Origin of the sequence: Pseudomonas sp. CFII68 (assembly GCF_000416195.1) — a bacterium.
Classification (GTDB): domain Bacteria; phylum Pseudomonadota; class Gammaproteobacteria; order Pseudomonadales; family Pseudomonadaceae; genus Aquipseudomonas; species Aquipseudomonas kilonensis.
The window spans coordinates 1-22808 of record NZ_ATLN01000067.1 but is presented as its reverse complement, the minus strand read 5'-3'; the positions used below and the strand labels follow the sequence as shown (position 1 = coordinate 22808).

General features: G+C 64.1%; 20 protein-coding genes. 1 reads left to right on the top strand and 19 read right to left on the bottom strand.

All coding sequences use genetic code 11. The features are described from left to right. Positions 1-116: 116 nt before the first annotated feature. The 7 genes from CFII68_RS16970 to CFII68_RS17000 all read right to left on the bottom strand — a co-directional run bounded on the left by CFII68_RS16970 (position 117) and on the right by CFII68_RS17000 (position 8152). Positions 117-1262, bottom strand: coding sequence for a M20 family metallopeptidase (locus CFII68_RS16970; RefSeq protein WP_018605354.1), 1146 nt, complete (start codon positions 1260-1262; stop codon positions 117-119). After that, positions 1259-2683 carry a M20 family metallopeptidase gene (locus tag CFII68_RS16975; protein WP_018605352.1) on the bottom strand — a complete coding sequence of 475 codons (1425 nt, stop codon included), beginning with the start codon at positions 2681-2683 and terminating at the stop codon, positions 1259-1261. Before CFII68_RS16975 ends, CFII68_RS16970 begins: the two co-directional genes overlap by 4 nt. After that, positions 2680-3669, bottom strand: coding sequence for an ABC transporter ATP-binding protein (locus CFII68_RS16980; protein WP_018605350.1), 990 nt, complete (start codon positions 3667-3669; stop codon positions 2680-2682). Before CFII68_RS16980 ends, CFII68_RS16975 begins: the two co-directional genes overlap by 4 nt. Beyond that, positions 3666-4682 carry an ABC transporter ATP-binding protein gene (locus CFII68_RS16985; RefSeq protein WP_033062587.1) on the bottom strand — a complete coding sequence of 339 codons (1017 nt, stop codon included), beginning with the start codon at positions 4680-4682 and terminating at the stop codon, positions 3666-3668. The genes CFII68_RS16980 and CFII68_RS16985 overlap by 4 nt, the downstream gene beginning before the upstream one ends. A gap of 15 nt (positions 4683-4697) precedes the next feature. Then, positions 4698-5600 carry an ABC transporter permease gene (locus tag CFII68_RS16990; protein WP_014338928.1) on the bottom strand — a complete coding sequence of 301 codons (903 nt, stop codon included), beginning with the start codon at positions 5598-5600 and terminating at the stop codon, positions 4698-4700. Between the two features lie 9 nt (positions 5601-5609). Then, positions 5610-6527, bottom strand: a complete 918-nt coding sequence (locus CFII68_RS16995; RefSeq protein WP_014338929.1) for an ABC transporter permease — start codon at positions 6525-6527, stop codon at positions 5610-5612. A 104-nt stretch (positions 6528-6631) separates the two neighbouring features. Beyond that, a complete protein-coding gene (locus CFII68_RS17000; protein ID WP_018605343.1) occupies positions 6632-8152 on the bottom strand; it encodes an ABC transporter substrate-binding protein in 1521 nt (506 codons plus the stop codon). Between the two features lie 185 nt (positions 8153-8337). Between CFII68_RS17000 and CFII68_RS17005 the strand changes: the two genes are divergently transcribed. Next, positions 8338-9255, top strand: a complete 918-nt coding sequence (locus CFII68_RS17005) for a LysR substrate-binding domain-containing protein (RefSeq protein ID WP_018605341.1) — start codon at positions 8338-8340, stop codon at positions 9253-9255. A 50-nt stretch (positions 9256-9305) separates the two neighbouring features. Here the strand turns inward: CFII68_RS17005 and CFII68_RS17010 are convergent, their stop codons facing one another. From CFII68_RS17010 to CFII68_RS27675, 12 genes are all read right to left on the bottom strand, one after another. Then, positions 9306-10667 (bottom strand): isochorismate synthase, encoded by a 1362-nt coding sequence (locus tag CFII68_RS17010; protein WP_018605339.1) that lies wholly within the window; start codon positions 10665-10667, stop codon positions 9306-9308. Next, positions 10664-10972: an isochorismate lyase gene (locus CFII68_RS17015; protein WP_018605337.1), complete on the bottom strand. Its 309-nt coding sequence runs from the start codon at positions 10970-10972 to the stop codon at positions 10664-10666. Before CFII68_RS17015 ends, CFII68_RS17010 begins: the two co-directional genes overlap by 4 nt. Further along, the gene (locus CFII68_RS17020) at positions 10969-11727 is read right to left on the bottom strand and encodes a thioesterase II family protein (protein WP_018605336.1); all 759 of its coding nucleotides are present in this window, start codon (positions 11725-11727) and stop codon (positions 10969-10971) included. Before CFII68_RS17020 ends, CFII68_RS17015 begins: the two co-directional genes overlap by 4 nt. Further along, on the bottom strand, positions 11724-13322 hold the full coding sequence (locus CFII68_RS17025; RefSeq protein ID WP_018605334.1) for a (2,3-dihydroxybenzoyl)adenylate synthase: 1599 nt from the start codon (positions 13320-13322) through the stop codon (positions 11724-11726). Before CFII68_RS17025 ends, CFII68_RS17020 begins: the two co-directional genes overlap by 4 nt. Then, the gene (locus CFII68_RS17030) at positions 13315-14034 is read right to left on the bottom strand and encodes a VOC family protein (protein WP_018605332.1); all 720 of its coding nucleotides are present in this window, start codon (positions 14032-14034) and stop codon (positions 13315-13317) included. The genes CFII68_RS17025 and CFII68_RS17030 overlap by 8 nt, the downstream gene beginning before the upstream one ends. Next, the gene (locus CFII68_RS17035) at positions 14031-15176 is read right to left on the bottom strand and encodes a Gfo/Idh/MocA family oxidoreductase (protein WP_018605330.1); all 1146 of its coding nucleotides are present in this window, start codon (positions 15174-15176) and stop codon (positions 14031-14033) included. Before CFII68_RS17035 ends, CFII68_RS17030 begins: the two co-directional genes overlap by 4 nt. Then, on the bottom strand, positions 15173-16885 hold the full coding sequence (locus tag CFII68_RS17040) for a class I SAM-dependent methyltransferase (protein ID WP_018605327.1): 1713 nt from the start codon (positions 16883-16885) through the stop codon (positions 15173-15175). The genes CFII68_RS17035 and CFII68_RS17040 overlap by 4 nt, the downstream gene beginning before the upstream one ends. After that, entirely contained in the window at positions 16885-17916 is a 1032-nt protein-coding gene (locus CFII68_RS17045; RefSeq protein WP_018605325.1) for a class I SAM-dependent methyltransferase, read from the bottom strand. The genes CFII68_RS17040 and CFII68_RS17045 overlap by 1 nt, the downstream gene beginning before the upstream one ends. Then, positions 17913-19016 (bottom strand): saccharopine dehydrogenase NADP-binding domain-containing protein, encoded by a 1104-nt coding sequence (locus tag CFII68_RS17050; protein ID WP_018605323.1) that lies wholly within the window; start codon positions 19014-19016, stop codon positions 17913-17915. The genes CFII68_RS17045 and CFII68_RS17050 overlap by 4 nt, the downstream gene beginning before the upstream one ends. Next, entirely contained in the window at positions 19010-20755 is a 1746-nt protein-coding gene (locus CFII68_RS17055) for an ABC transporter ATP-binding protein (RefSeq protein WP_018605321.1), read from the bottom strand. The genes CFII68_RS17050 and CFII68_RS17055 overlap by 7 nt, the downstream gene beginning before the upstream one ends. Beyond that, entirely contained in the window at positions 20752-22491 is a 1740-nt protein-coding gene (locus tag CFII68_RS17060) for an ABC transporter ATP-binding protein (protein WP_018605319.1), read from the bottom strand. The genes CFII68_RS17055 and CFII68_RS17060 overlap by 4 nt, the downstream gene beginning before the upstream one ends. Continuing rightward, positions 22488-22808, bottom strand: a 321-nt coding sequence (locus tag CFII68_RS27675) for a hypothetical protein (protein ID WP_033062586.1), incomplete at its 5' end; no start/stop codon positions are given. The genes CFII68_RS27675 and CFII68_RS17060, both read right to left, overlap by 4 nt.

Sequence of the window (22808 nt, the reverse complement as noted above, 5' to 3'; positions counted from 1 at the left end):
AAGTGAGCCGCTGTAAGAGCGGAACCGCCAGTCGCCGTTACCAAAAAAACGGATATACACACCACCCATCCAGAAAAACGCAAATAGATTCTTCCCCAAAAAAAGCCTCAACTGCCCTAGCCAACAGCCAGAATAGTCGCCACCAACGCCAGAGCCCGAGGCACCAGCGTGTCCAGTTCCAGATACTCACGCTCGGTATGAACCTTACCCCCCACCGGCCCAAGACCACACAGGGTCGGAATACCCAGGCTGGCAGTGAATCCAGAGTCGGCACAACCACCGGTGAACTCGCCCTCGACACTGAAACCCAGCGCCAGTGCTTCTTGTTGGTAGATGCGCAGCAGCCGTTCGCTGTGACAGGCCTCCATCGGCAGAAAGGTTGTCGCCTCCTTGAGGAGGGCGCGGGTGCCACTCAGCTCTTCTTCCGCGACGATGCCCAGGATTGCGCTAAGGATTTGATCCCAGTGCTCGAGTTCGATGAAGCGCACATCCAGCCGGGCAGAGGCGCTAGGCGCGACGGTGTTGCTGGAGGTGCCACCGGCTATCAGGCCAACATTGGTCGTGATGCCTGCCGCGTAATCGGTCAAGGCATGCAGCTTGACGATCTTGCGTGCCAGGGCTTCGATGGCACTGGCGCCGTCGGCATGGTTGACCCCGGCATGCGCCGCGCGGCCGCTGACTTCGATGATCAGCGTGGCGCCGCCTTTGCGTGCGCTGACCACGTTGCCGCTGGCCCGGCCGGGTTCGGTATTGAGCACGGCACGCGCGCCACGGGCGGCTTTTTCGATATGGGTTCTGGCGCTGCCGGAGCCGATTTCTTCGTCTCCGGTGTAAAGGACCTGCACCGGATAGGGCAACTGACCGGCGCGTTTGAGAGCCTTGAGCGCGAAGCAATTGAGCACCAGGCCGCCTTTCATGTCGGCGACGCCGGGGCCATAGGCGAGGTTGGCGTCGCGGCTGTAGCCGCGCGTCGTGGTGGTGCCTTTGGGGAACACCGTGTCGCGATGGCCCAGCAACAGCACCGGCTTTCCAGAGGCGCCAGGCACTTCGGCGAACATCACGTCGCCAAAACCATCGACCGGCATGCGCTTGAGCAGGATGCCGTCGGCTTCCAGTTCCGCCGCGAGCAGCGCGCCCACCGCGTCGACGCCCGCCTTGTCATAGCTGTTGGAGTCGGTGTCGACGATACGCTGCAGCAGCGCTTCCATGGCGTGGCGCTGGCCGGCAAGCCAGTCCAGCGCCTGTTGTGGCGTGGCGCTCATTGCGCCTGCTCCCGCAACTGATGCTCCTGGGTCAGGCGTGCCGCGTCGTTGCCCAGGTCCCAGAACAGACCGGCCATGATTTGCAGGCTTTCCTTGACCACCGGTGCCAGCAGGTGCTCGTTCGGCGCATGTTGCGAGCAGGCCGGGTACGAGTGCGGCACCCACAATGTTGGCAGGCCGAGCACGTCCGCGAACACGTCGTTGGGCAGCGAGCCCCCGAGGTTTGGCAGCAGCGCAGGTTTTTTGCCGGTGGTCTGTGTCAAGGAGCTGAGGGCCCAATTGACCCACGGGCTTTGCGGGTCCAGTCGAGTGGCGTGCATCACATCGATGCGGCTTTGCTTGACCTCGACATTGCTGAAGCCATGAGCATCCAGGTGGGCACGCACAGCTGGGATAAAGGTCGTGTAGTCGCTGTTCACCACGAAGCGGATATGGCAGTGGGCGTTGGCTTTACCAGGGATCGCATGCACGGGGGCGTCGGGGTTGCCGGTCTTGAAGGCGATGACGTCGAGGGTGTTCCAGCCGAACACTTTTTCGCTCAGCGAGAGCTGCGGGTTACCCCAGTTGGCGTCGATGTCCGGATCGCCCGGCCCGCCACCCACGTCAATATCAGCCAGCGCCTGGCGAACCGGCTCCGGCAGTGTTTCGGGCTGCAGGCCGGCCACCTTCACCCGGCCCTGCTCATCGATCATGCTAGCGATGGCATTGGCCAGAATGATGCCAGGGTTGGCCAGCAAGCCGCCCCAGTTGCCAGAGTGATGGGCGCCTTCGCGCAAATTGACTACCAGCTCGAAGTTGAACACCCCGCGTGAACCGAGAAAAATCGTCGGTCGGGATGCCGCCAGGCGCGGGCCGTCCGAGGCGATGAAAACATCCGCCGCGAGCTCTTCGCTGTGGGCGGCACAGAACGCGTTCAAGCCCGGCGAACCTTCTTCTTCGCCCATTTCCAGCAGCAGTTTGACGTTAAAGCCCAGCTGGCCGTCGCGAGCCTTGAGCGTTTGTTCCAGCGCGGTCAGGTTGATCAGGTGCTGGCCTTTGTTGTCCGCCGTGCCGCGGCCGTACCAGCGATCGCCTTCGACCGTGACTTGCCACGGTGACAGGCCTTCACGCCATTGCGCTTCATAGCCGCGCACCACATCTCCGTGGCCGTAGCTCAGTACGGTCGGCAGTTCTGGATGCTCAATGCGTGTGGCGATCATGAAGGGACCACGCTCTGCCACCGGGTTGTCATAGATCTTGACGCTGAAGCCCATGGCCTTGACATGCGGGGTGATGAAGTCATTGAGATAGCGATACAACTCGGGCTGGCTGTCCGTTGCCTGGCTTTCGGTGGGCAAGGCGACGCTACGTTCGAGCAGATTGAAAAAGGCGCCGTTGTCGAATTGCTCTGTGGTGTTGCTGATGGCCAATGAACGACTCATGAGTGGACAAGCTCCAGTGTTTGGGCAGGATTGTCGTGAAGGTGGCAACGCACGTTGCCGCCGATAATGGAATCATTGGCCGGGTAGGCCGTTTTGCACGGTGCGAAGCAGCTCGGGCAGCGCGGGTGGAAGGCGCAACCGGACGGCGGTGACATCGGATTGGGAAAGGTGCCGTGCAGGCCGATATCGGGAATGCCCAGGCGCGGATCGGGCGTGAGCACCGAATCCAGCAAGGCACGGGTATAAGGGTGGCCGGGTTCGGCGAACAACGATTCGCGCGTACGTTCTTCGACGATGCGCCCCAGGTACATCACCGCGACCCGATCGGCGAGGTGTTCGATGACCGCGAGGTTGTGGCTGATCAGCAGATAGGTCAGGCCGAACTCGCGCTTGAGGTCTTGCAGCAGGTTGAGAATCTGCGCCTGCACCGACACATCCAGTGCTGAGGTGGGCTCGTCGCAGATCAACACGTCAGGGCGCATGATCAGCGCTCGTGCGATCGCGACTCGCTGGCGTTGTCCGCCGGACAGCTGGCTCGGGTAGCTGTCGATCACCCGCTTGGGCAGGCCGACCACATCAAGCATCGCTTCGGTCTTCTTGCGCCGCTCGGCGGGGTTGCCGATGTCATGCACGATCAGCGGCAGGGTAATGATTTCGCGCAGTGTCTTGCGTGGGTTCAGCGAGGAATACGGGTCCTGGAATATCGGCTGAATGTGCCGGGACATTGCCTTGCGATCAGTCGCCGCCAGATGTTTGCCGTTGACCAGCACATCGCCGCTGGTAGGCGGCAGCAGACCGAGCAGTAGCTTGGCCAGGGTACTTTTTCCGCAACCGGACTCACCGACCAGACCGAGGGTCTCGCCCCGCATCAGGCGCAGGGAAACGCCATCTACGGCTTTCAGGGTGGCGGCGGGTTTGAAAAAGCCCTGGTTGATCCGAAACTCGCGGCGGATGTCACACAGCTCCAAAGCGATGTCTTTTTTCATGACCGTGCACGCTCCTGAAGGCGAATCGGTGCCGGGGCCGGTGCGGCGAACAGGCAGCGCGCCATGTGTCCGTCCTGTTCGACTTCGGGGATGTTCTGCGCGCAGGTCGGTATCGCCTGAGCGCAACGATTGCGGAACGCACAACCTTGCTGTTCGCCTACCAGGCTCGGCACCAGGCCTGGAATCGAACCCAGCGCCTCACCCGGTTTGGTCCGGCCAGGGATTGGAATGCTGGCCAGCAGACCACGGGTGTACGGATGCTGCGGGTTCTCGAACAGTTGCAGGGCAGGGGCGGTTTCAACGATTTCCCCGGCATACATCACGGCGACCCGATCGGCGATCCGTGCCACCAGCCCAAGGTCGTGGGTGATGAAGATCACCGCCAGGCCGAGTTCTTTCTGAATGTCGCGGATCAAGCGCAGGATCTGCGCTTGAATGGTCACGTCCAGTGCCGTGGTTGGTTCATCGGCGATGATCAGGTCCGGTTCGCACATCAACGCCATGGCAATGATTACCCGCTGGCGCAAACCGCCAGACAGTTGATGCGGATACTGCCGCAAGCGCTCGGTGGCATTGCTGATGCCGACTTTCTCCAGCATCCGCCCGGCGCGAACCAGGGCCTCCTTGCGCGACACCTTGCGATGCCGGGTCAGCACTTCGCTGAGTTGATCGCCAATGCTGTAGGCCGGGTTCAGCGAGGTCATCGGTTCCTGGAAGATCATCGCCAGGCGATTGCCGCGCAGGTCGCACATGTGCCGTTCGCTCTGGCCGATCATGTCGATACCGTCCAGCGTCAGTCGGGACGCAGTACGTTTGGCCTTGCGTGGCAACAGGTCCATCAGCGCCAGCGACGTCAAGGATTTACCGCAGCCCGACTCGCCGACGATGCACAGCATTTCACCGCGCTCGACTTCAAAGTTCAGGCCGCGCACAGCATGCAGCGTGTCATCCGGCGTTGGGCTGTTGCCCATGGGGATATCCACGCGCAGGTTTTCTACATGGAGTAGTGCCATGTTAGGTACCTTCTATCAGTTACGGCCGTCGGGCAGGATCAGATCGCGCAGGCCATCGCCGACCAGGTTGATGCCCAGCACCAGGATCATCAGGGCGACACCGGGAATGGCGATGACCCACGGGGAAAAGAACATGTAGGGTTTGCCTTCGGCGATCATCAAGCCCCAGGACGGCGTCGGCGGCTGCACACCCACCCCGAGGAACGACAGTGCCGACTCCAGCAGGATCGCGTGGGCCATTTCCAGCGTTGCGACGACGATCAGCGCGCCGACCAGATTGGGCAGGATTTCGCTGACCAGAATGCGCAGGGTCGAGCAGCCCAGCGCCTGGGCCGAGGCCACATATTCAGCATCGCGAATCTGTTGCACCGAAGCCCTGACCACCACCGCGAAGCGATCCCAGAGCAGGCAGCCGAGCAGCACAATCACCACTTTCAGCGAGCCGCCCATCAGCGAGGCCGAGGCCAGTGCGACCATCACGACCGGCATCGCCAGCCGGGTGGTGATCAGGTAGCTGATGAACGCATCGACCTTGCCGCCGTAGTAACCCGCCAACAGCCCCATGACGGTGCCGATAAAGCCGGAAATAAGCGCCGCCGCAATGCCGATGAACAGTGAAATACGTGCGCCGTAGAGCAGTCGTGACAGGTAATCACGGCCCAGCTTGTCGGTTCCCAGGACGTATTCCCAGGTGCCGTTGGCCATCCATACCGGCGGCTTCATACGCAGCATCACGTCTTGTGCGTAAGGGTCATAAGGGGCCAGCCACGGCGCGAAGAGTGCCCCCGTGAAGATGATCAGCAACAACACCGTGCCGATGGCGAAACCACGATGACGAAAGCTCTTGCCAAGTACTCGGCTCAGGCTGCTGGGGGGTGGCAGGTAGTCATTGATCGCGAGGGTAGTGGGGGTGCTCATGTAAGCCTCCTAGCGCACGCGAATGCGCGGGTCGAGCAGTGCGTTGAGCACATCGGCCAGCAAGGTGAGGATGATGTAGATCACCGCAATCAGCAGGACCACGGCCTGTACCACCGGAAAGTCATCACGGGCGATGGCGTCCCAGGCGAGCTGTCCGATACCTTGCAGGGAGAACACGGTTTCGATCACTACCGAACCGCCGAGCATGAAGCCAAACTCCACCGCCGCCAGGGCGACGACCGGGATCAGGGCGTTGCGCAGTGCGTGCTTGAACAACACGCGGGCCGGGCGCAGGCCCTTGGCGCGGGCGGTGCGGATGTAATCGGAACTGAGCACATCAAGCATGCCGGCACGGGTCAGACGCATGATTGCCGGCGTCGCGTAATAGCCCAAGGCAATGGCCGGCATGACGAAGTGCAGCATCGTCGAGTTGCCGGACACCGGCAGCCACTTGAGCGTCACCGCGAACACTACGATCAACATCAGCGCAAACCAGAAACTGGGCATTGCCTGACCCAGCACGGCGATGCTCAAGGCCAATCGGTCAACCCAGGTGTCGCGTTTGACCGCGGCCAGCACACCCAGTGGAATCGCCACCAGCAAGGCGATAGCCAGCGCCATGGCACCTAACCCGAGGGTAATCGGCAAGCGGCTGGCGACGAGGTTGTAGACCGACTCCTGAAAGAAAAACGAGTTGCCCAGGTCCAGCCGCAACAAATCGCCCAGCCAGTTGAAGTACTGGGTCGGTAGCGGTTTGTTCAAACCGTACTGCACGCGGATCTGTTCGATCTGCTCGCTGGTGGCTTCCGGCCCGCCAATGGCCGTGGCCAGGTCGCCGGACAGGTGCAAAAGAGAAAAGCTGATCACCGACACGGTAATGGCAACGCAAATGGCGATGCCTAGACGGCGCAGAAGGAATCCAAGCATGGCAAGTTTCCTCATATCCAATGGATGACAGGTGTGAGGACGTGTCCGTGGTGCGGGTCAGTCCGCAGCCACGGCACCTCTCGATCAATCCGCTCGGTGGCGGATTACTTCCAGCTGGACTGAACGAAACGCGGCAGCTCATCCGGGTACGACGTGAACGCCAGCTCGGAGGTGTAGGCGTAGTTCATCGAGTAGTTGAACAGCGGCGCCCAGTACGCCTGTTCGCTGATGCGCTGCAACGCCTTGCGGTAGTTGTCCTTGCGCAATTGCGGGTCGAGGGCGTTGTCAGCGGTCTGCAACCAGCCCTGGACTTGCGGGTCTTTGATGTTGTCGTCCGGATTGCCCTTGAACCAGGTGCCCGCCGACGCCGAGGTGTCGAGGATCGAGAACGAGCCCCAGGCCTGAAACGACATCGGCACCTTGCCGCCACGTTGCTGATCGCGCAGGGCGGCGTACTTCAAGTAGCGCAGCTTGGCGTTGATGCCCACGGCCCGCAGGTTGCCAATGATGGCTTCGACGTAATCACGGTCGCGATAAGCGAAGATTTCTGTCTCGAAGCCATTGGGGTAACCGGCTTCGGCGAGCAGCGCCTTGGCCTTGGCCGGGTCGTAGTTGTAGACCGTGGCCGCGGTGGTATCACAGCCGAACTGGCCTGGATAACAGGCCACCTGCAAGGGCTTGGCTTCGCCGCCCACCAATTGCGTGGCCAGCGCGTTGCGGTTGATCGCATGGTTGATGGCCTGACGCACCTTGAGCTGCTTCATCGGCGAGTTTTCCGTGGAGGTGCCTCGCGCATCGAGAATCAGGAAGCCGATGCGCATGGTTTCGCCGCTGGTCACGGTCAGGTTCGGCATACCTTTAAGGTCGACTGCCTGGTCCGGGGTCACACGCCACGTCCAGTCGACACCCTCGGTCATCAACTCGGCCAGGCGGGTTTCTGCATCCGGAATCACCCGGAACTTCAGGTGGCCGATATGCGGCTTGCCTTGTGGGCTGTCCGGAAAGTAGTCCTTGTTGATCTCCATGGTCACACCTTCGCCAGCCACCACCGACACGGTTTTATACGGCCCGGTACCCACCGGTTTGCGGCTGAATTCAGCCAGGCCGACCTTCTCGAAGTACTGCTTGGGGAACATCGGAACGGCGTTGGACAGGTATTCCAGTGCCGGAGGGAAAGGTTTTTTCAAATGCAGGCGGACGCTGTAGTCACCGGTTTTTTCGGCGCTCTTGATCCAGTCTACGTTTTGCACGGTAACGACTTTCGCTTCGGGCGACACCACGTAGTTGAGGGTGAACACCACGTCGTCGGCGGTGAAGGTGTCGCCGTTGTGAAATTTGACGCCTTTGCGCAGCTCAAAGTCGAGGGTGGTGTCGTCGACCTGCTTCCAGCGAGTGGCCAACATGGGTTTGTATTCGCCGCTGCTGGGGTCGCGGTAGATCAGGTTGTCCCAGATCAGCCGGCCGAGAATCACCCCTTCGCGCAAATCGTTGTGATAGGGGCTGATGTTTTCAGGCTCGCTGTCGGAAGCGTAAACCAGGGTGTCGTTGGCTTTACCGGCATGCGCCGGAAAACTGCTGATGAAGCCCATCAGCGCAATACTGCAGGCGAAACCTTTGATGCCCATGCCGTCGTCTCCGTTGGCGAGAGTGGTTGAATCAAAGGGCAGCGAATCGCAAATGCGTAAAGGAGGAAGAGAAGGTCAGGTCATGTTTTTTTGGTCTGGACACGAATGTAGGGAAAGGCTATCAATGCCACAAGAATAAAATTTCGATACTTACGTTGCCGAAAAGGCAATCCATGGGGGCGCCGATGCAACTGTATGGTGTGCAGTCCACGGCACTGCGTTATTTTCTGGAAGTCGCGCGATGCGGATCGATCAGCGATGCCTCCGTGCGCTTGAATGTCGCCGCGTCAGCAGTGAGCCGACAGATTGCCAAGCTTGAGTTGGCCCTGGATGCCAGCCTGTTCGAGCGTCGTGCCCGGGGCATGGTGCTCAGCGAGGCGGGGGCGCGACTGGCGGCTTATGCGCGCAAGTCGCAGCTTGAGGCCGAGCAGGTGGTGCTGGAGATTACCGAGCTGCATGGCTTGCAGCGGGGCCATGTGCACGTTGCCTGCTCGGAAGGCTTTGCACTGGAGTACATGCCCAGGAGCATCAGCGCGTTCAGGCGTGAGTATCAGGGCATTCATTTCACCTTGGAGGTCTGTGCGCCGGCCGAAGCGACCGAGAAGGTGCGTTCCGGCGAAGCCGATCTGGCGATGACCTTCAGCCTGACGCCGCAAAAGGAAATCAAGGTCGAACATGTCCTGAGCGGGGCGATTTTTGCCGTGGTCGCCAATTCCCATCCCTTGGCCGGGCGTGAAGCGGTCAGCCTCGCTGAGCTGCAGCCCTGGCCCATTGCGTTACCCAAGGCCGACACCACGATACGGCAGCTATTCGACATCTGTTGCGGTGTACAGGGGTTGTTGTTCGACCCGGTGTTGACCACCAACTACGTTGCCGCGCTCTATAGCTTCGTTCGCGAAGAAGGCGTTATCAGCCTGGCCAGCGAAATGACCTTGCAAAAGCAGGTGGCGGACGGGGTCCTGCAATGCGTGCCGATCCTTGACGAAGGCATGCAGGCACGCCGCATCGAACTGCAAAGCATGGCGGGGCGCAATCTACCGGCAGCGGTGTGTGCCTTCAGGGATTTTCTGATTGCGGATCTGGCGAAAGCGAAGCGTCTCTGAAAAGAGGCGCTCTGTGCGGTTCACGCAAGGCACATTGCGGTGGTGCTCCGTTAGCCTGAGAAGAGGTGTAATGCTTGCTCCATGCTGGCCAGCTTGATTTGAGTTTCCTCATACTCATCGGCCGGTCGAGATCCGTGAACAATCCCGCAGCCTGCAAACAAATGGCAATGCCGGGGCGTAATCAGTGCCGAACGCAGGGCCACCAGGAAATCTCCGTTGCCCCTTGCGTCCAGCCAGCCCACGGGCGCCGCATACCAGCCCCGATCAAAACCTTCGTGACGCCGAATGAAGCTCATGGCGGCGGCACCTGGCAAACCTCCTACGGCTGGGGTGGGGTGCAAGGCCTGGATGCCGTCCAGCAAGCTGCGCCCCTCTTCAAGTCGGGCGCTGATGGGGGTGCTCAAATGCTGCACCGTGGCCAGTTTCAGCAGTTCGGGGCGGGTTTGCGCTTGCAGTTCGCTGACGATGCCACTCAAGCCTTGCAGGATGGTCTGCACCACCAATTGGTGTTCGTGCAGTTCCTTGGGGTCCGCTAACAAGCCTGTGCCCAGTTGCTGGTCTTCTTCGGGCGTTGGGGCGCGACGAGCGCTACCGGCGAGGGCATGGGTGCTCAGGCGGCCTTCCTGGCAACTGAGCAGTCGCTCCGGGGTGGCGCCCATGAAACAACTGTCTCCCCGGTGCAGGGCGAACAGGTGGGATTGGTTACGCCGGTCGTGCAGCCGGCGCATGACGGCGCCGCTGTCGAGGGCGGTGTCCAACTGATATTCGATATGGCGGGCAAGCACCACTTTGCTCAGGTAGCCGCGATCGATGGCCTGCAAGGCGTTGGCGACTTTGGCCTGCCACTGCGGCGCTGGCAATGCGTTGTGTTCGATCACCTGGGGGGCCGACGCAGGGGAGTGTTGAGGCGCGAAAAACTGTTGGTAAGCGGCAAGACTGTTGTGCGCCAGTACGGCTGGATCGCTGCCGGGTTCTACCACGCATTGGCAACGCAGCCAGCGGCCATGGCTGTCCTCGCTGAGCAACCATTGGGCCAGGTGAAAACTGGCATCGGCAAACGGCGCCCAATGCGGCGTACAAGGTTGCTGCGCGTCGAAACGCATGCCGCCCAGCAGCAGCGGTGGATGGGGACCGTCGATCACCGCGTCGGCACACAACGCGAACCATTGATGGTTGACGTCGGCCAAGCGCTGGCCCCCCGCGGCTTCGATCTGCCAGGCGCAACCCAGGCCGAACAGTGTCAGGTCCGGCGAGTGAGCGCACCAGAAGAAGCCTTGCCGGTGCGCCTCGTAGAGTGCCAAGGGATCGAGGGTCGGTGCGGGGCGCGAGCTCACGGCGACGACGGGGCGCTGGTACTTCAGCGCGAGCTGGTGCGCGGCGTCGAACACGTTCAATAAGGTGGCTTCGTTCATACCGCTTCGCTCTTTTTTTGCAGCCAGAACGCCGTTTGTTCCGCGATGTACCAATGGATGATCTGGTTGAACAGGCCCTCGATGAATTCACCGTCCAACCCAACCTCCTGCGCCCATCGCCGGCGCTGTGGCAACATCGCCGCGACGCGGTCCGGTGCGGCAATACTGGCCTGGTCGGGCTTGAACGACGAGGCCGCCTTGACGTATTGCATACGCAGCCCCAGGGCATCGACGATCTGCCGGTCGAGGGTGTCGATGGCGTGACGAATGTCCGGCAGGCCGGTGCAGTGTTCCGGGGTTTTCATACCAAGTCTCCTTGAAGGTAGGCCGTGCGTTGCAGCAGGTGATGGATCACGGGGCGTGGCTGTTGCTTGAGGTAAAAATGATCGCCGTCGAACAGGCGAATATCCGGGACGTGCTCGCTCAGGTCTGCCCAGGCGTGGGCCTGCTCAAGGCTGACGTCCGTGTCTTCGCGAGCCAGCAGCACGTCGATCGGCGCCGCCAAACGGTCGAGCCGGGTGGGGCGCCAGGTTTCGATGGCCTGGTAGTCACTGCGCAAGGTAGGCAGGAACAGTGCGCGCAGCTGCGGGTTGGCCCATAGGCCGGTGGCCTCGGCGTCCTGGCGCAGAATGTCGGCGATCAGCGCGTCGTCGTCCTGGCGGTGCAGGTCACTGGATGGTTGTCGGTGCGGTGGCGGATGGGCCGAGACAAACACATGTTCGGCACCGACGCCCGCCGCCTCCAGATGCACACCGACGGCGTAGGCCAGCGCCGCGCCCATGCTGTGACCAAACAGCCACAGCGGGCCGGTGGGCAAACTCAACAGCGCCTGGGTAATACGTTCGGCCAGACTGGCCAGACACCGAATATGTGTTTCGTTGAACCGCTCTTCACGTCCGGGATACTGCACGGCCAGGAGGTCGATATCCCCCGGCAGATGCGCCAGCCACGGGCGAAAAAAGCTCGCACTGCCTCCGGCATGTGGCAGGCACACCAGGCGGGCCCGGGCGTGTTCTCCTTCACGTAGCACGCGCAACCACGGGGATATTTCACCACTCATAAGGCGTGCACCTGTTCCGCCAGGGCCTTGCGGTTGACCTTGCCCAGGCGCGTCAGCGGGAACTCGCGCAGCACCTGCAAGCGATCCGGCAATTTGTAGGCGGCCAGTCCACGCTCGCGCAGCCAGGCGTTGATCGCTCCCAGCTCGACGTGTTCGGCGTGGGCCAACACACAGGCGCAACTGCGCTCACCCAGCAGCTCATCGGCCAAGGCCACCAGGGCTACATCGCGAATCAACGGATGGCCCAGCAGCAGATTTTCGATTTCCTCCACCGGAATTTTCTCGCCGCCGCGGTTGATCACATCCTTGGTCCGCCCCTCGACGATCAAATGGCCCTCGGGCAGACGCCGCACCAGGTCGCCGCTGCGGTAGAAGCCATCGGCGGTGAAGGCGCGCAGATTCTGTTCGCCGGCGTTGTAGTAACCGCGAATGGTGTAGGGGCCACGCACCAGCAGTTCGCCCACGGCGCCTGGTGCAACCGGTACGTCATCGGCGTCGACGATGCGGATCTCGTCGTCGGCGGTCAGCGGCAGGCCCTGGGTTTCGAAGATGCGTGCTTGCGGGTCATCCAGTGGGGTGAAGCACAGCAACCCTTCGGCCATGCCGTACACCTGTTGCAGGCCACAGCCCAGGGCCGGACCGATACGTGCGGCGATCTCGGCCTTGAGCCGCGCGCCGCCGACTTGCAGCCATTGCAGGCTGCTCAGGTCGTGGTCGGACCATTGCGCCATTTCCAGCCACAGCAGCACCAGCGGCGGGATCAAAGCGGTGTGGGTGATGCGTTCGGCCTCGATCAGTTCGAAGGTGGTGTCGGGGCTGGGTTCCGGCGCCAACACGAGGGTAGCGCCGACACTGAACACCCCGAGTGCACCGGGTGAGGCCAGGGGAAAGTTGTGCGCCACGGGCAACGCCGCCAGGTAGCGGGTGTGGCTGTCGAAGCCGCACGCGCGGGCTGCCAGGCGCGCATTGCAGGCGTAATCGTCATGGGTGCGCGGGATCAACTTGGGCAGGCCGGTGGTGCCGCCGGACAGCAGCAGCACGGCGACTTCCCGTGAGTCTGGCGCGGACAGTGGACGAGGGTCAGCAACGCAGTCGGCCAGAGACACGAATTCCTCGGCCGCCCCGACCACCCAGACCTGTTGCAGGCTCGGCGCCTGTTCACATAGGGTGCGCGCCAGCGGCCGATAATCGAAGCCCAGGTGCCGATCGACAATCACATAGGCCACGGCCTGGCTCAGTTGGGCCAAGTGGAGCAGTTCATGTTCGCGATGGGCCGGCAGGGCGAACACCGGAATCACGCCCAGGCGCAACAGGGCGAAAGTCAGGCTGAAAAACTCGGCGATGTTCGGCAGTTGCACCAGCACCCGCTGGCCGGCGCGCAGGCCCCGGTCGGCGAGGCCGGCGGCCAAGCGGTCGGCTTGCAGGTCGAGTTCGGCGTAACGCCAGCGCCGATGCCCGTCCACCAGCGCCTCCTTGTGCGGTGTGCGCTGCGCCTGCTCGCGCAGCAATTGGCCCAACGGCACGCCTTGCCAGTAGCCGAGTTCGCGATAACGGCGGATAAAGTCGTCGGGCCAGTCGGTGCATCCATCAAGCATGGCAATCTCCTTGAGCGGTCGGGCAACCCAGCAAACGGGCGCCGTGCAGAATCAGCGGGTGCGCCAGGCCGGCGATTCGCACCGCCTGTACGCCGGTGTATTCGGCCGGCTGGATACGCAGCAACGGGTCGTCACCGGTCAGCAGGCTGAGGGCGGAGTGGTCGGCGGGATGTACGCCCAGGTGGATCGCCGCCAAGCCCGTTGCGCCGTTGGGATGAATCATTCGGGGCGGATGCTGGGCCGGCTCATAGGGCGTGACCAGGAAGGGCAGGCGGTAGTGGCGGGGGTAGACGAAACGAAAGCGCGTCTGGCGGCCATCAGCGCAGGTACGCCGCCAGTTCACCGTCCGGCCCATGGCCACGCCGCAGCCCGTCAGGCCCTTGAGGCGCGGCGCCAGGGCGGGGGTCTCGCATAGCAGCGCCAGGTCGCAGAACCCTTCGCCCTGGGCGGCCCAGCGCAACATCCGGCGCCCGGCGCCACGGCCGGCCAGGCAGTCGATGGGCCACTTGAATAGCCAGGCGTGACGCGGTGTGGTGAGCAATTCGATGATCGGCCCCTGGCTGAACCAGATATGCGCGTGTTGCGCGCGGGCCTCGGCAGTGGCGTAGGTGACCTCGAAACCGGCGGCACGAAAATTCGCCACGGCCTGGTGCAAGTTGCGCACCCATAGCAACACATGGCTGCAGGTGGAGGAGGATTGAGCAGTGTTCAAAACGGCAGCGCTCCGAGCAGTTGGGCGGTGGCGTCACCGCAAGGGGGTTGCACGGCGTCGGCCAGGGCCTGAAGTTCAGCCAGCGGCAGCGGGCGGGGCACGGGCGGCTCAATCAAGGCGGGCATGCCGATCCGGTTGTTCATTTCGCGCCAGGCCATGGACACCTCGGTGGCCCAGACGCCGCTGCGCAGGCGCCGCGACGGCTCGTCGATGTCGCGGCATAACTCGTCCAGGGCGACGCTGACCGCGTCGGGCCAGACCTGGTTGAACACCTGCTGGTAGCTCTTGGGCACCTGCGGATCGAGCAGCACCATCGTCGGCCCGGCCAGCCGCTCGCTGCCGGGACCGGCCATGATCAGGCGGTCGGTGCTGTCCCTTAAGGCGTGCAGGCGCGGGTTCCACAGCACCGGGCCGTGGGTGTCGCCCAGGCTCAGCACCCCGGCTTCACAACCGACTTCGAGGCGATGCAACAGGAACGAGTGGTTGTCCGGGTCCTTGGGGTGCACCTGGTTCTGCACCCGCAAGCTGATCGGTACGCCGTTGAAGCGGGCGTCGAGCCGCGTGAAGGGTTGCTCTGTGACCGTAGGGGCCGGTGCCGCGAACACCCAGGGCCGCAGACCACCGGCCAGGCGCCCGAGAATATCCAGTAACGGGTAGGCCACCTGGCTGTTGCAAGCGGCTTCGATATACGCCAACCCCTGTCGATCGCGCAGGTAAGCGGCCACGGCGAGAAAGCGGCGGATCGCCAGGATATTCGGGTACAGCGTATTCACCGCATAGGCGGCCTGGCCCTGGCGCGCGGCCTGCATGCACGCGGCGATTTCGCGGTGGTGCACCGGGTGTTCCTGCAACACGTGGATGCCACGGCGTAGAAATTGTTGGGCCAAGTCACCGCCGGCGCCACCGGTTGCCCCGGAGCGCACCACCACGCAGGCGATATCGACCTCATCCGGCACCTGTTCGACGGTCTCGTACAGCGTCACCCCATACTGTTCGGCGCAGGCCTTGGAATAGGCATTGCCGCGGGACAGGATGCCCACCAGTTCGTAGCGGTCATGGGCGCGGGCCAGGGCTTGCAGGTAGATGCGGCCGAACGCGGTGCCGGCCACGATCACACGTTTGCGCGCCGGGGCACCGTTCATGAGCAGGTCTCCGGCAGGCGAGCCCACAGGGCCAGCGTGTGGTTGTCGGGTAACTGGTCGGGCAGCTCGAGGGCCAAGGCGGGCTCTTCCAGGTGCGCGGCCAATGCGGCGCGGCTCAGGCGATGGGCGGGCACCTGGGTGACGAAGACACGATGGCCCAGGCACGCCAGTGGGTGCCCGGCGGCGGGCAGGCTACGGTTGCCCTGGAACCCGGTCCTGGCCAGTGCGGTTTGCCACTGCGTGAGGTTCAGGAAGGTGGCGCTGCTGAGCTGACGTTCATCGTTGGCCTGGTTGAGCATGAAGGCCTGGGAGGCCATCACCCAGAATTCCTCCTGCGTGGGTTCGCTGAATACCAGCCAGCCGCCCGGCTTGAGCAAGGCGAGCAGGGTCGCCAGGGAGCGCTCGGTATCGCGGGCGGCATTGAGCACGCCACCGGCGACGATCAGGTCCCAGCTCTGGCTGCGGTAACCCTGGGCGAGGGCGGGGCGATCGATGTCGAACACGCCATGGCGGACCCACGGCCAGGCCTGCAAACGCTCGGCGGCCTGCTCGCTGAAATAGCGCGACACGTCGGTGCACAGGTAGTCCACCGAAGCCTCGGCCAAGGCCGGTAGCACGGCCTGGGTGGTCGACCCGGTGCCGGCGCCGACTTCAAGCACGCGCAACCGCATGCCGGCCGGTTGGCGTGCGGCCCAGGCGCCGACCCAGTGGGCTACCGCACGGTGCTGGTACTGCGCCGCCAGGCTTTCGCGGTACAACGCCGCCGCTCGGTCGGTACGCCCCTCGGGAAACAACAGGTGCACCGCCGCACAGTCGCCGCGCATCAGCGCCGGCAATTGGCGCGCATTCTCCTGCGCATATTCGAGAGTGCCGCTGCCGCCGGTGTTGCACGCCCAGTCCAGGGTCAACTGCGCCCAGATGCCCTCCAGGGCGGCGTCGCTCCAGGCACTGGCGTCAAGGGTGGGATGCAATCGGGTGCCTTCGCGGCGCAACAGATCTTGCCCTTGCAGCACGTCCAGCCAGCGTGCGATCAGCGACCGGTGACCCGGCGCGATGCCCGCGTGAGCCAGACCCTGGGCCACATCGTTCACCGGTGCCGGCAGCAGGCCGCAATGGTCCAGACCGTTGAGCATCGACAGCAACGCGGCGTGGCCCAACCGATCATTGAGCCGTACCGCTTCAACAAGTCGCTCGGTGGAAAACTGCCGGTCGAGGGCCGCTTCAGTGGCATCCAGGTAGTCCTCAACCCATCCTGTCTCACAAGGGTGAGGCACAGCGAACAAGGTCTGGCCGTGCAGCGCGACGCTGCTCACCGCGGGGTGCCCAAGGGCTCGCTCGCGCCAGCGTTGCTGCTCGAGCTTGACGCTGGCCAGGTCGCGCCATTGCCCAAGAGCATCGGTAAATCCCTGGACGCTGCAATTGAGCTGCGCCGCCGCCCGCTCGGCGAGTTGCCAGTCGCCCGGTTGCGCCGTGACGAACAACACCTGTTCCAGGTGGCTCAGGTCGGTCAAAGGCAGGGCGGGAAAGTCCAGCAGCCGTTCCAGCTGTTCGGCGTTCATCACCGCCACGGCGGGGCGCTGGCGTTCGATGACGGCCAACAGACGAGCCGGGGAGCGTTGATGAATGCCCAGGTCGGTCAGGGCAGGCAAATGCCATGGGAACGTGCCGACGGGCAGGTCGATCAGCAGGGTGTCAACGTTCAGCGTCATCATGAAACTCCTATGGCGTGAAACAAGCGCTGCCCGGCGGCCGCCAGCGGGTCGGTTGCCGCGGGCCATACCTCAAGCAACTGGAAACCCTGGCTCTGCAGGGCCTGGTGCCATGCATCGGGCGTCATGAACACCTCATCCGTACCGCGTAACGGCGCATTGGCGGGCGGTGACAGCAGCAGGTGCATGAAGGTCAACATGGCCGGGTTGTCCGCGATGGACTCACTGAACAACAAGCTCCCGCCGTCCCGCAGGCAGGCGCGAATCTGCCCGAGGCTGCGGGGCAAATCGCGGGCGTTGTGCAGCACATTGCCGGCGACCACCAAGTCCTGACTGCGCGCCTCGATGCCTTGCTGGGCGAAGTCGCGGTCCAGGTCGAGCAAGCCGAAGTGCATCCCCGGCTCCAGGCGAAACTGGCGCTGGGCCGCGCCGCTGAAAAGCGAGCTGATGTCGGTGAAGCGATAGCTCTTCTTGCGTGCTTGCAGCGCGGCCAGCACGGCGTGGGTGGTGCAGGCGGCGCCAGCGCCCAACTCCAGCACCAGCAGCCGATCGCCGTGGGCACTGACTTCGGCTGCACGTGCGGCGAGGGCCTGATTGATCGCCGTGGTGAACAGGTTGTGCTGGTAGGCACCCAGCACCGCGACGGGGTCACCCGTTTGCAACAGCAACGGCGCCAGGGCGAGTTGATCGCGCAACAGGTCGGGCAGGCAGTCGATGACCTGGCTGTGCAGGGGCGCCATGCTGGTCGGGAAGCCCAGTTCGGCGTATAGCCGGGGCAAGTTTTCGACTGTGGCTTTGGGTGGCGTGCCTTGCCAGGCGAGGCGTTCAGCGTCTTCGCACAGCGCACCGGCACGGCTCAGGGCCGCCAGCCAGCGCCGCACAATCCAGGCATGGCGGGGGGCCGTGCCCAAGGCCTGGTTGATTTGCCCGGCGCTGCGCCAGACCTGCAACGGCAAGGCCTGGGTGTGCAGCAGTACCTGGGCCATCACCCCCAGGCTCACGTGTTCAAGTTCATTCAGGGCGATGTTCATAGGCAGCCTTCTTCAACGGTATGCAAGTGATCGAGCGGACCGTCCAGCAGGTTCAACGCACGGATCGCCGAGGTGCGTTGCAGGCGTTCGAGGCTGGCGGCGGGCGGCAACGCCTGAGCGGCGTAATGGCAGCCGGCACGGATTTCATCGCTCGCTACGCTGACCACCGTGGCAGCGGCCATTGCACCGGTCAGCGCCGCGTTGCCTGCGCCGCTGAGCACCAGGCTGCGGGTGCGCGCCTGGTCGTCCCACAGCCCGTCGAGTTGCAGCAGCAACGTGACGAAGGGGGGCTGGCCGCTGAGGTCCAGCCGGCTGGCCTCGCACAATCGCTGCACGGCTTCGATACGTGGCAGGCTGTGGGCCAGGTCCAGCGCCTTGAGCACATGTCCGTCGGTGATCACGTTGAACCAATGGCCGACATTCAGGCGCAGGTCCATGGCCAGGCGTTCGCCTTCCTGATTCAAATAGGGCAGTAAGTGAACCTGGCCGGGGAAGCAGGGCAGCAGCACGTCCCGGCTGCGGCGCAGCGCTCTACTGCAGCGGCCGTTGTACCAGGCCGCCAGGGGCTCGCTGGTGCCATCCACCGCCCCTTGCAGGAAGTCGTCGGCGGCCACCGCGGTGAATTGGTCACGCAGGCCGAAATAGCTGGTCAGGCCCAGGACCTGGGTAAATGCCTGCTCGGCCAGCCAACGCGGCAGCAAACCGGTGAGCCCCGGTTGCAGGCCGGCACCGAGGACGGCACAACGGTTGCGCCACTGGCTCGGTTCGAGCGTCATGTCACCGGCAGCATCCACGTAATGCGCATGGGTTTGCAGCGCCGCCTGGGCGGCACGGTCCGCCAATTGCCAGGAGGGGCCGGCGCAGTTGAGCAGCACGTCGCAGCCACCGGCGAACCCGGCCAGGGCCGGGGCATCATTGAAGTCCACCGCTGTCCATTGCAGGTGTGCGTCGGGCCATTGCTGCTGGAGCGATGCCAGGCAGCGCGCACCGTTGCGTGGGTCACGCCCGCCCAGGCGCAGCTCGTTCACGCCCAAGCTCAACAACGCCCGAGCACTGGCCAGCCCGACATCGCCACTGGCACCCAGCACACCGATCAGCATGGTTGGGCCTGCGCATTCAGGCGCCAGCCACCGGCGCGCTGGCGGTCACGCCAAAAACCGCCGTAACGCCCGTCGAGGGCCAGCAGTTGCGGGTGTGTACCAGCTTCCACCAGACGACCTTCATCCAGCACCAGAATCTGGTCGGCGGCCATGATGGTTGGCAGGCGATGGGCGATGACCAATACCGTCGAGCTTTGCTTCAGGCTACGAATGGCCGTCTGCACAAAGGCTTCGTTGTGCGGATCCAGGGCGGCGGTGGCTTCATCCAGCAGCACGATCGGGGCGCGTTTGAGCAAGGCCCTGGCCAGGGACACCCGCTGGCGTTCGCCACCGGACAGTGCCGCGCCGCCTTCGCCCACCGGGGTGTGCCAGCCCTGGGGCAGGCGCGCGACAATTTCATCGACGCCGGCCAGTCGCGCCGCTTCAGCCACCTGCTGCGCAGTGGCGTCCGGCCTGCCGACACGGATGTTGGCTTCGAGGCTGTCGTCGAACAGGTAGACGTCCTGCATCACCAGCGACAGTTGCGCCATCAAGGTTTCGTTGGACAGTTCGCGTACATCGACACCGCCGACCTTGACGCGGCCCTCGGTCGCATCGAAAAAACGCATGAGCAGGCGCGTGACGGTGGTCTTGCCCGAGCCCGAGGCGCCGACAATCGCCGTCATCGAATGGGCCGCTGCAGTGAAGGTCAGGTCGCGCAGCACCGTCGGGCCGCTGGCGTAGGCGAAGCTGACGTGTTCGAAGGCAAAGCTGCCGGGGGCGGTCAACGGCTGACTGACCGGGGGTTGCGGCAATGGCGACTCGCGCAGGATGCCGACCAGTTGGTCGAGGTCATTGCCGGCCATGCGCAACAGGCCGCTGCGCGCCGCCGCCTCGGCCAGTGGCCCGACAAAGCGTGCCGCCAGGGCGAGCAGGGCGATCAGTTGGATGGCGTCGATTTCGCCTCGGACAGCCAGGGCGATGCCCACGCCCACTAGCAGCGCGAAGGCCAGTTGCACGGTCAGGCCGCCGGCGAGCAATTTGGGAAAGGTCTGGGCCAACATCGAACCGCCGGCCTGTTTCTGCGCCAGGTTGGCCGCCTGCAAGGGCGCGTAGCCCTCCTGGGTCCGGCCAAAGGCGCGCAGCACTTGCTGGTAGCGGGCGAACTCCACCACGCGGTTACCGGCGAGGGTCGCGGCGGCTTCGACCCGGGCATCGTTACGGCCAATGGCAGCGGCCGACCCGTGATGGGCGAAATAGATCAGCGGCGCGCAGAACACGGCGGTCAGGCCCAGGCGCCAGTCGAAGATGAACAAGGTCAGGGCGACCGTGGCCGGTACCACCACCCCGGACACCACCGGTCCGAGGTAATGGGCAAACAAACCGGTGACCATCAACGTGCCGCTGGTGGCACTGCGCGACAGGCGCCCGACTTTCTCCGAGTTGAACCAGCCCAGGGGCAGGCTGGCCAGGTGTTGGCCGAGGCGATCATGCAAAGTGGTCAACACAACCAGCGCGAGGGCAAAGCCCTTCATCGCCTGCTGGTAATGGGCAAAGCAGGTCAGCACGGCCATCGCCGCCAGGCCGGCCAGCCAAGCCGTCGCCGTGGGTAGATCACCGGCAAACAACGCGTGCAGGATCGGCACCAGCAACGCGACGGCCAGCCCTTGCAGCACGGCGCTGGTCACCAGCCACGCGAGGTATCGATAGAGGCGTGTGGCGTGAGCCGGCCCCAGTAACGTGACAAGACTGTGGATCACTGGGACATCTCCAACTCGGGAACGGAGGTCTTGGCGCCGGCGCGCCAGAGGTGGGCATAGGCGCCGTTGGCCTGAAGCAGGGCTTCGTGACGACCGCTTTCCAGCACACGGCCCTGATCGAGGACGACGATCTGGTCCACACCGCGGATGCTGGCCAGACGGTGCGCAATCACCAGCACCGTGCGACCCCGGGCCAGGGCCGACAGGGCGTCCTGGATCAACGCCTCGGATTCGGGGTCGGCGTGGGAGGTGGCCTCGTCGAGGATCAGCACGGGCGTGTCGGCCAACAGCGTGCGGGCGATGGACAGGCGTTGTGCTTCACCGCCGGAGAAAATCGCATCCTCGCCGATCACCGACTGATAGCCCCGGGGCAGGGCCTGGATGCGTGGGTGAATCTGCGCCGAGCGAGCCGCCGCCTCCATTTCTGCATCGCTGGCGTCGGGGCGGCCCAGGCGCAGGTTATCGGCCACGGTCCCGTGCACCAGTTGCGCGTCCTGCAAGACGAAACCGACCTGCCGGTACAGCTGGCGCGGATCGATCTTGCGCACGTCGACACCACCGACTCGCACGCAGCCAGCGTTGACGTCGTGAAAGCGCGGCACCAGTTTGGCCAGGGTCGATTTGCCCGCGCCGGACGCGCCAACCAAGGCCGTCACGCTGCCGGCCGGGCAGTGCAGGTCAACGCCGTTCAGGATCGGGTGCTCGGGATCGTAGCCAAATTGCACGTGTTCAAAGGTGATGTCGCTGCCCAAAGGCTGCTTGCCCTCGTTGGGCGCGGGCAGTTCTTCGACCTTGAGCAGCGCTTCGATGCGGTCGGCAGCTGCCAAGGCGGTGCGTTGGGCGGTGAGGCTCTGATTGATCACCAACAGCGACTGCGGAATCACCACCGCCACCAAGGTTTCGGCGAACAATTGCAGCGGCGTGATCCAGCCTTCGGCCAGCAACAGGCTGCCCACCCCCAGGCTCACCAACAGAATCACCGGGACACTCAAGGCCATCGAGGAAAACGCTTCCAGGCGCAGCAGCGGTTTGACCCAGCCGGCGTATTGCTCGCTGAACTGGTTGACCGCCTGCTGATAGCTGCGATGAGCCTGGCCCACCTGCCCGAATGCCTTGACCACGGCAATGCCGTGGACAAACTCGACGATGGCGGCGCTGACTCGGCTCATGCTCTTGTCCAGCAACTGCATCTTCGCGCCGAAGCCGCGCATCATCAGGGCGTAGGCCACGGCATACACCGGCAAGGTCAGCACCGCCAGCAGCGCCAGGCGCCAGTTCAGCGTGACCAGCCACACCAGCCCCGCCACGGGCGTGACGATGGCCGCGGTGAGTTCCACCGCGTGGTGGGCGACCAGGTGATGCAGGTCTTCCAGATCGTCCTGCACCACTTTGCGCACCGCGCCCGAGGTGGTGTCGGTGTACCAGCCCAGGGGCACGCGCCCCAGCTTGCGCACCATGGCTTCGCGCAGGCTGGCCTGCAGGCGGTGGTCCGCCAGATGGGTCAACCACAGGGCCACGCCGTTGGCCATCCAACCCAGGCTCAAGGCGATCACCACCAGCGCTGCCCAGCGCCACAAGGCCTGGGTGTCGACGCTGCCGGCCAGCAGCAACCGACCCAGCTCGGTCAGACCGATAAAGGGCACCAGGTTGACCAGCGCGCCGACCGCGGCAAACACCACGCCAATACGGATCAGGCGGTTGACCGGGCGTTTCAGGGTCTCCAGGGCGGTGCTCATGAGTTTTTCCGAAGGGCGTCCAGCAGGTGCGCGGTGACGATGTGGACGTGGGGCGGTTCGATCACACTGAAGTGGTTGCCGGGCACGTCGATCAAGTCGAACCGCCCCAGGCACGCGTCTTCCCAGAACGGTGCTGCCAGGTGGCCAACGCCGCCGGTGATGCCGAACGACTGCTGCTCCAGGCAGCGCAGGTAGGTCATGTTGCCGAGGAACGGCGGCGGGTCGAACCTTGCCGCGCGCATGCTGTGGCGGCACACGCGAAACAGCGTCGGCACCAGCTCCGGGCCGATGGGCACCCCGGCCTGGCCCGACGCCAG

What these genes read in the sequence shown, in the direction of transcription:
- CFII68_RS16980 (WP_018605350.1), bottom strand. Translation starts at nt 3,669, where the DNA reads ATGAAAAAAGACATCGCTTTGGAGCTGTGTGACATCCGCCGCGAGTTT.
- CFII68_RS16975 (WP_018605352.1), bottom strand. Translation starts at nt 2,683, where the DNA reads ATGAGTCGTTCATTGGCCATCAGCAACACCACAGAGCAATTCGACAAC.
- CFII68_RS17040 (WP_018605327.1), bottom strand. Translation starts at nt 16,885, where the DNA reads ATGACGCTGAACGTTGACACCCTGCTGATCGACCTGCCCGTCGGCACG.
- CFII68_RS17005 (WP_018605341.1), top strand. Translation starts at nt 8,338, where the DNA reads ATGCAACTGTATGGTGTGCAGTCCACGGCACTGCGTTATTTTCTGGAA.
- CFII68_RS17020 (WP_018605336.1), bottom strand. Translation starts at nt 11,727, where the DNA reads ATGAGTGGTGAAATATCCCCGTGGTTGCGCGTGCTACGTGAAGGAGAA.
- CFII68_RS17035 (WP_018605330.1), bottom strand. Translation starts at nt 15,176, where the DNA reads ATGAACGGTGCCCCGGCGCGCAAACGTGTGATCGTGGCCGGCACCGCG.
- CFII68_RS16995 (WP_014338929.1), bottom strand. Translation starts at nt 6,527, where the DNA reads ATGCTTGGATTCCTTCTGCGCCGTCTAGGCATCGCCATTTGCGTTGCC.
- CFII68_RS17015 (WP_018605337.1), bottom strand. Translation starts at nt 10,972, where the DNA reads ATGAAAACCCCGGAACACTGCACCGGCCTGCCGGACATTCGTCACGCC.
- CFII68_RS17010 (WP_018605339.1), bottom strand. Translation starts at nt 10,667, where the DNA reads ATGAACGAAGCCACCTTATTGAACGTGTTCGACGCCGCGCACCAGCTC.
- CFII68_RS16985 (WP_033062587.1), bottom strand. Translation starts at nt 4,682, where the DNA reads ATGGCACTACTCCATGTAGAAAACCTGCGCGTGGATATCCCCATGGGC.
- CFII68_RS16970 (WP_018605354.1), bottom strand. Translation starts at nt 1,262, where the DNA reads ATGAGCGCCACGCCACAACAGGCGCTGGACTGGCTTGCCGGCCAGCGC.
- CFII68_RS17000 (WP_018605343.1), bottom strand. Translation starts at nt 8,152, where the DNA reads ATGGGCATCAAAGGTTTCGCCTGCAGTATTGCGCTGATGGGCTTCATC.
- CFII68_RS17045 (WP_018605325.1), bottom strand. Translation starts at nt 17,916, where the DNA reads ATGAACATCGCCCTGAATGAACTTGAACACGTGAGCCTGGGGGTGATG.
- CFII68_RS16990 (WP_014338928.1), bottom strand. Translation starts at nt 5,600, where the DNA reads ATGAGCACCCCCACTACCCTCGCGATCAATGACTACCTGCCACCCCCC.
- CFII68_RS17025 (WP_018605334.1), bottom strand. Translation starts at nt 13,322, where the DNA reads ATGCTTGATGGATGCACCGACTGGCCCGACGACTTTATCCGCCGTTAT.
- CFII68_RS17050 (WP_018605323.1), bottom strand. Translation starts at nt 19,016, where the DNA reads ATGCTGATCGGTGTGCTGGGTGCCAGTGGCGATGTCGGGCTGGCCAGT.
- CFII68_RS17060 (WP_018605319.1), bottom strand. Translation starts at nt 22,491, where the DNA reads ATGAGCACCGCCCTGGAGACCCTGAAACGCCCGGTCAACCGCCTGATC.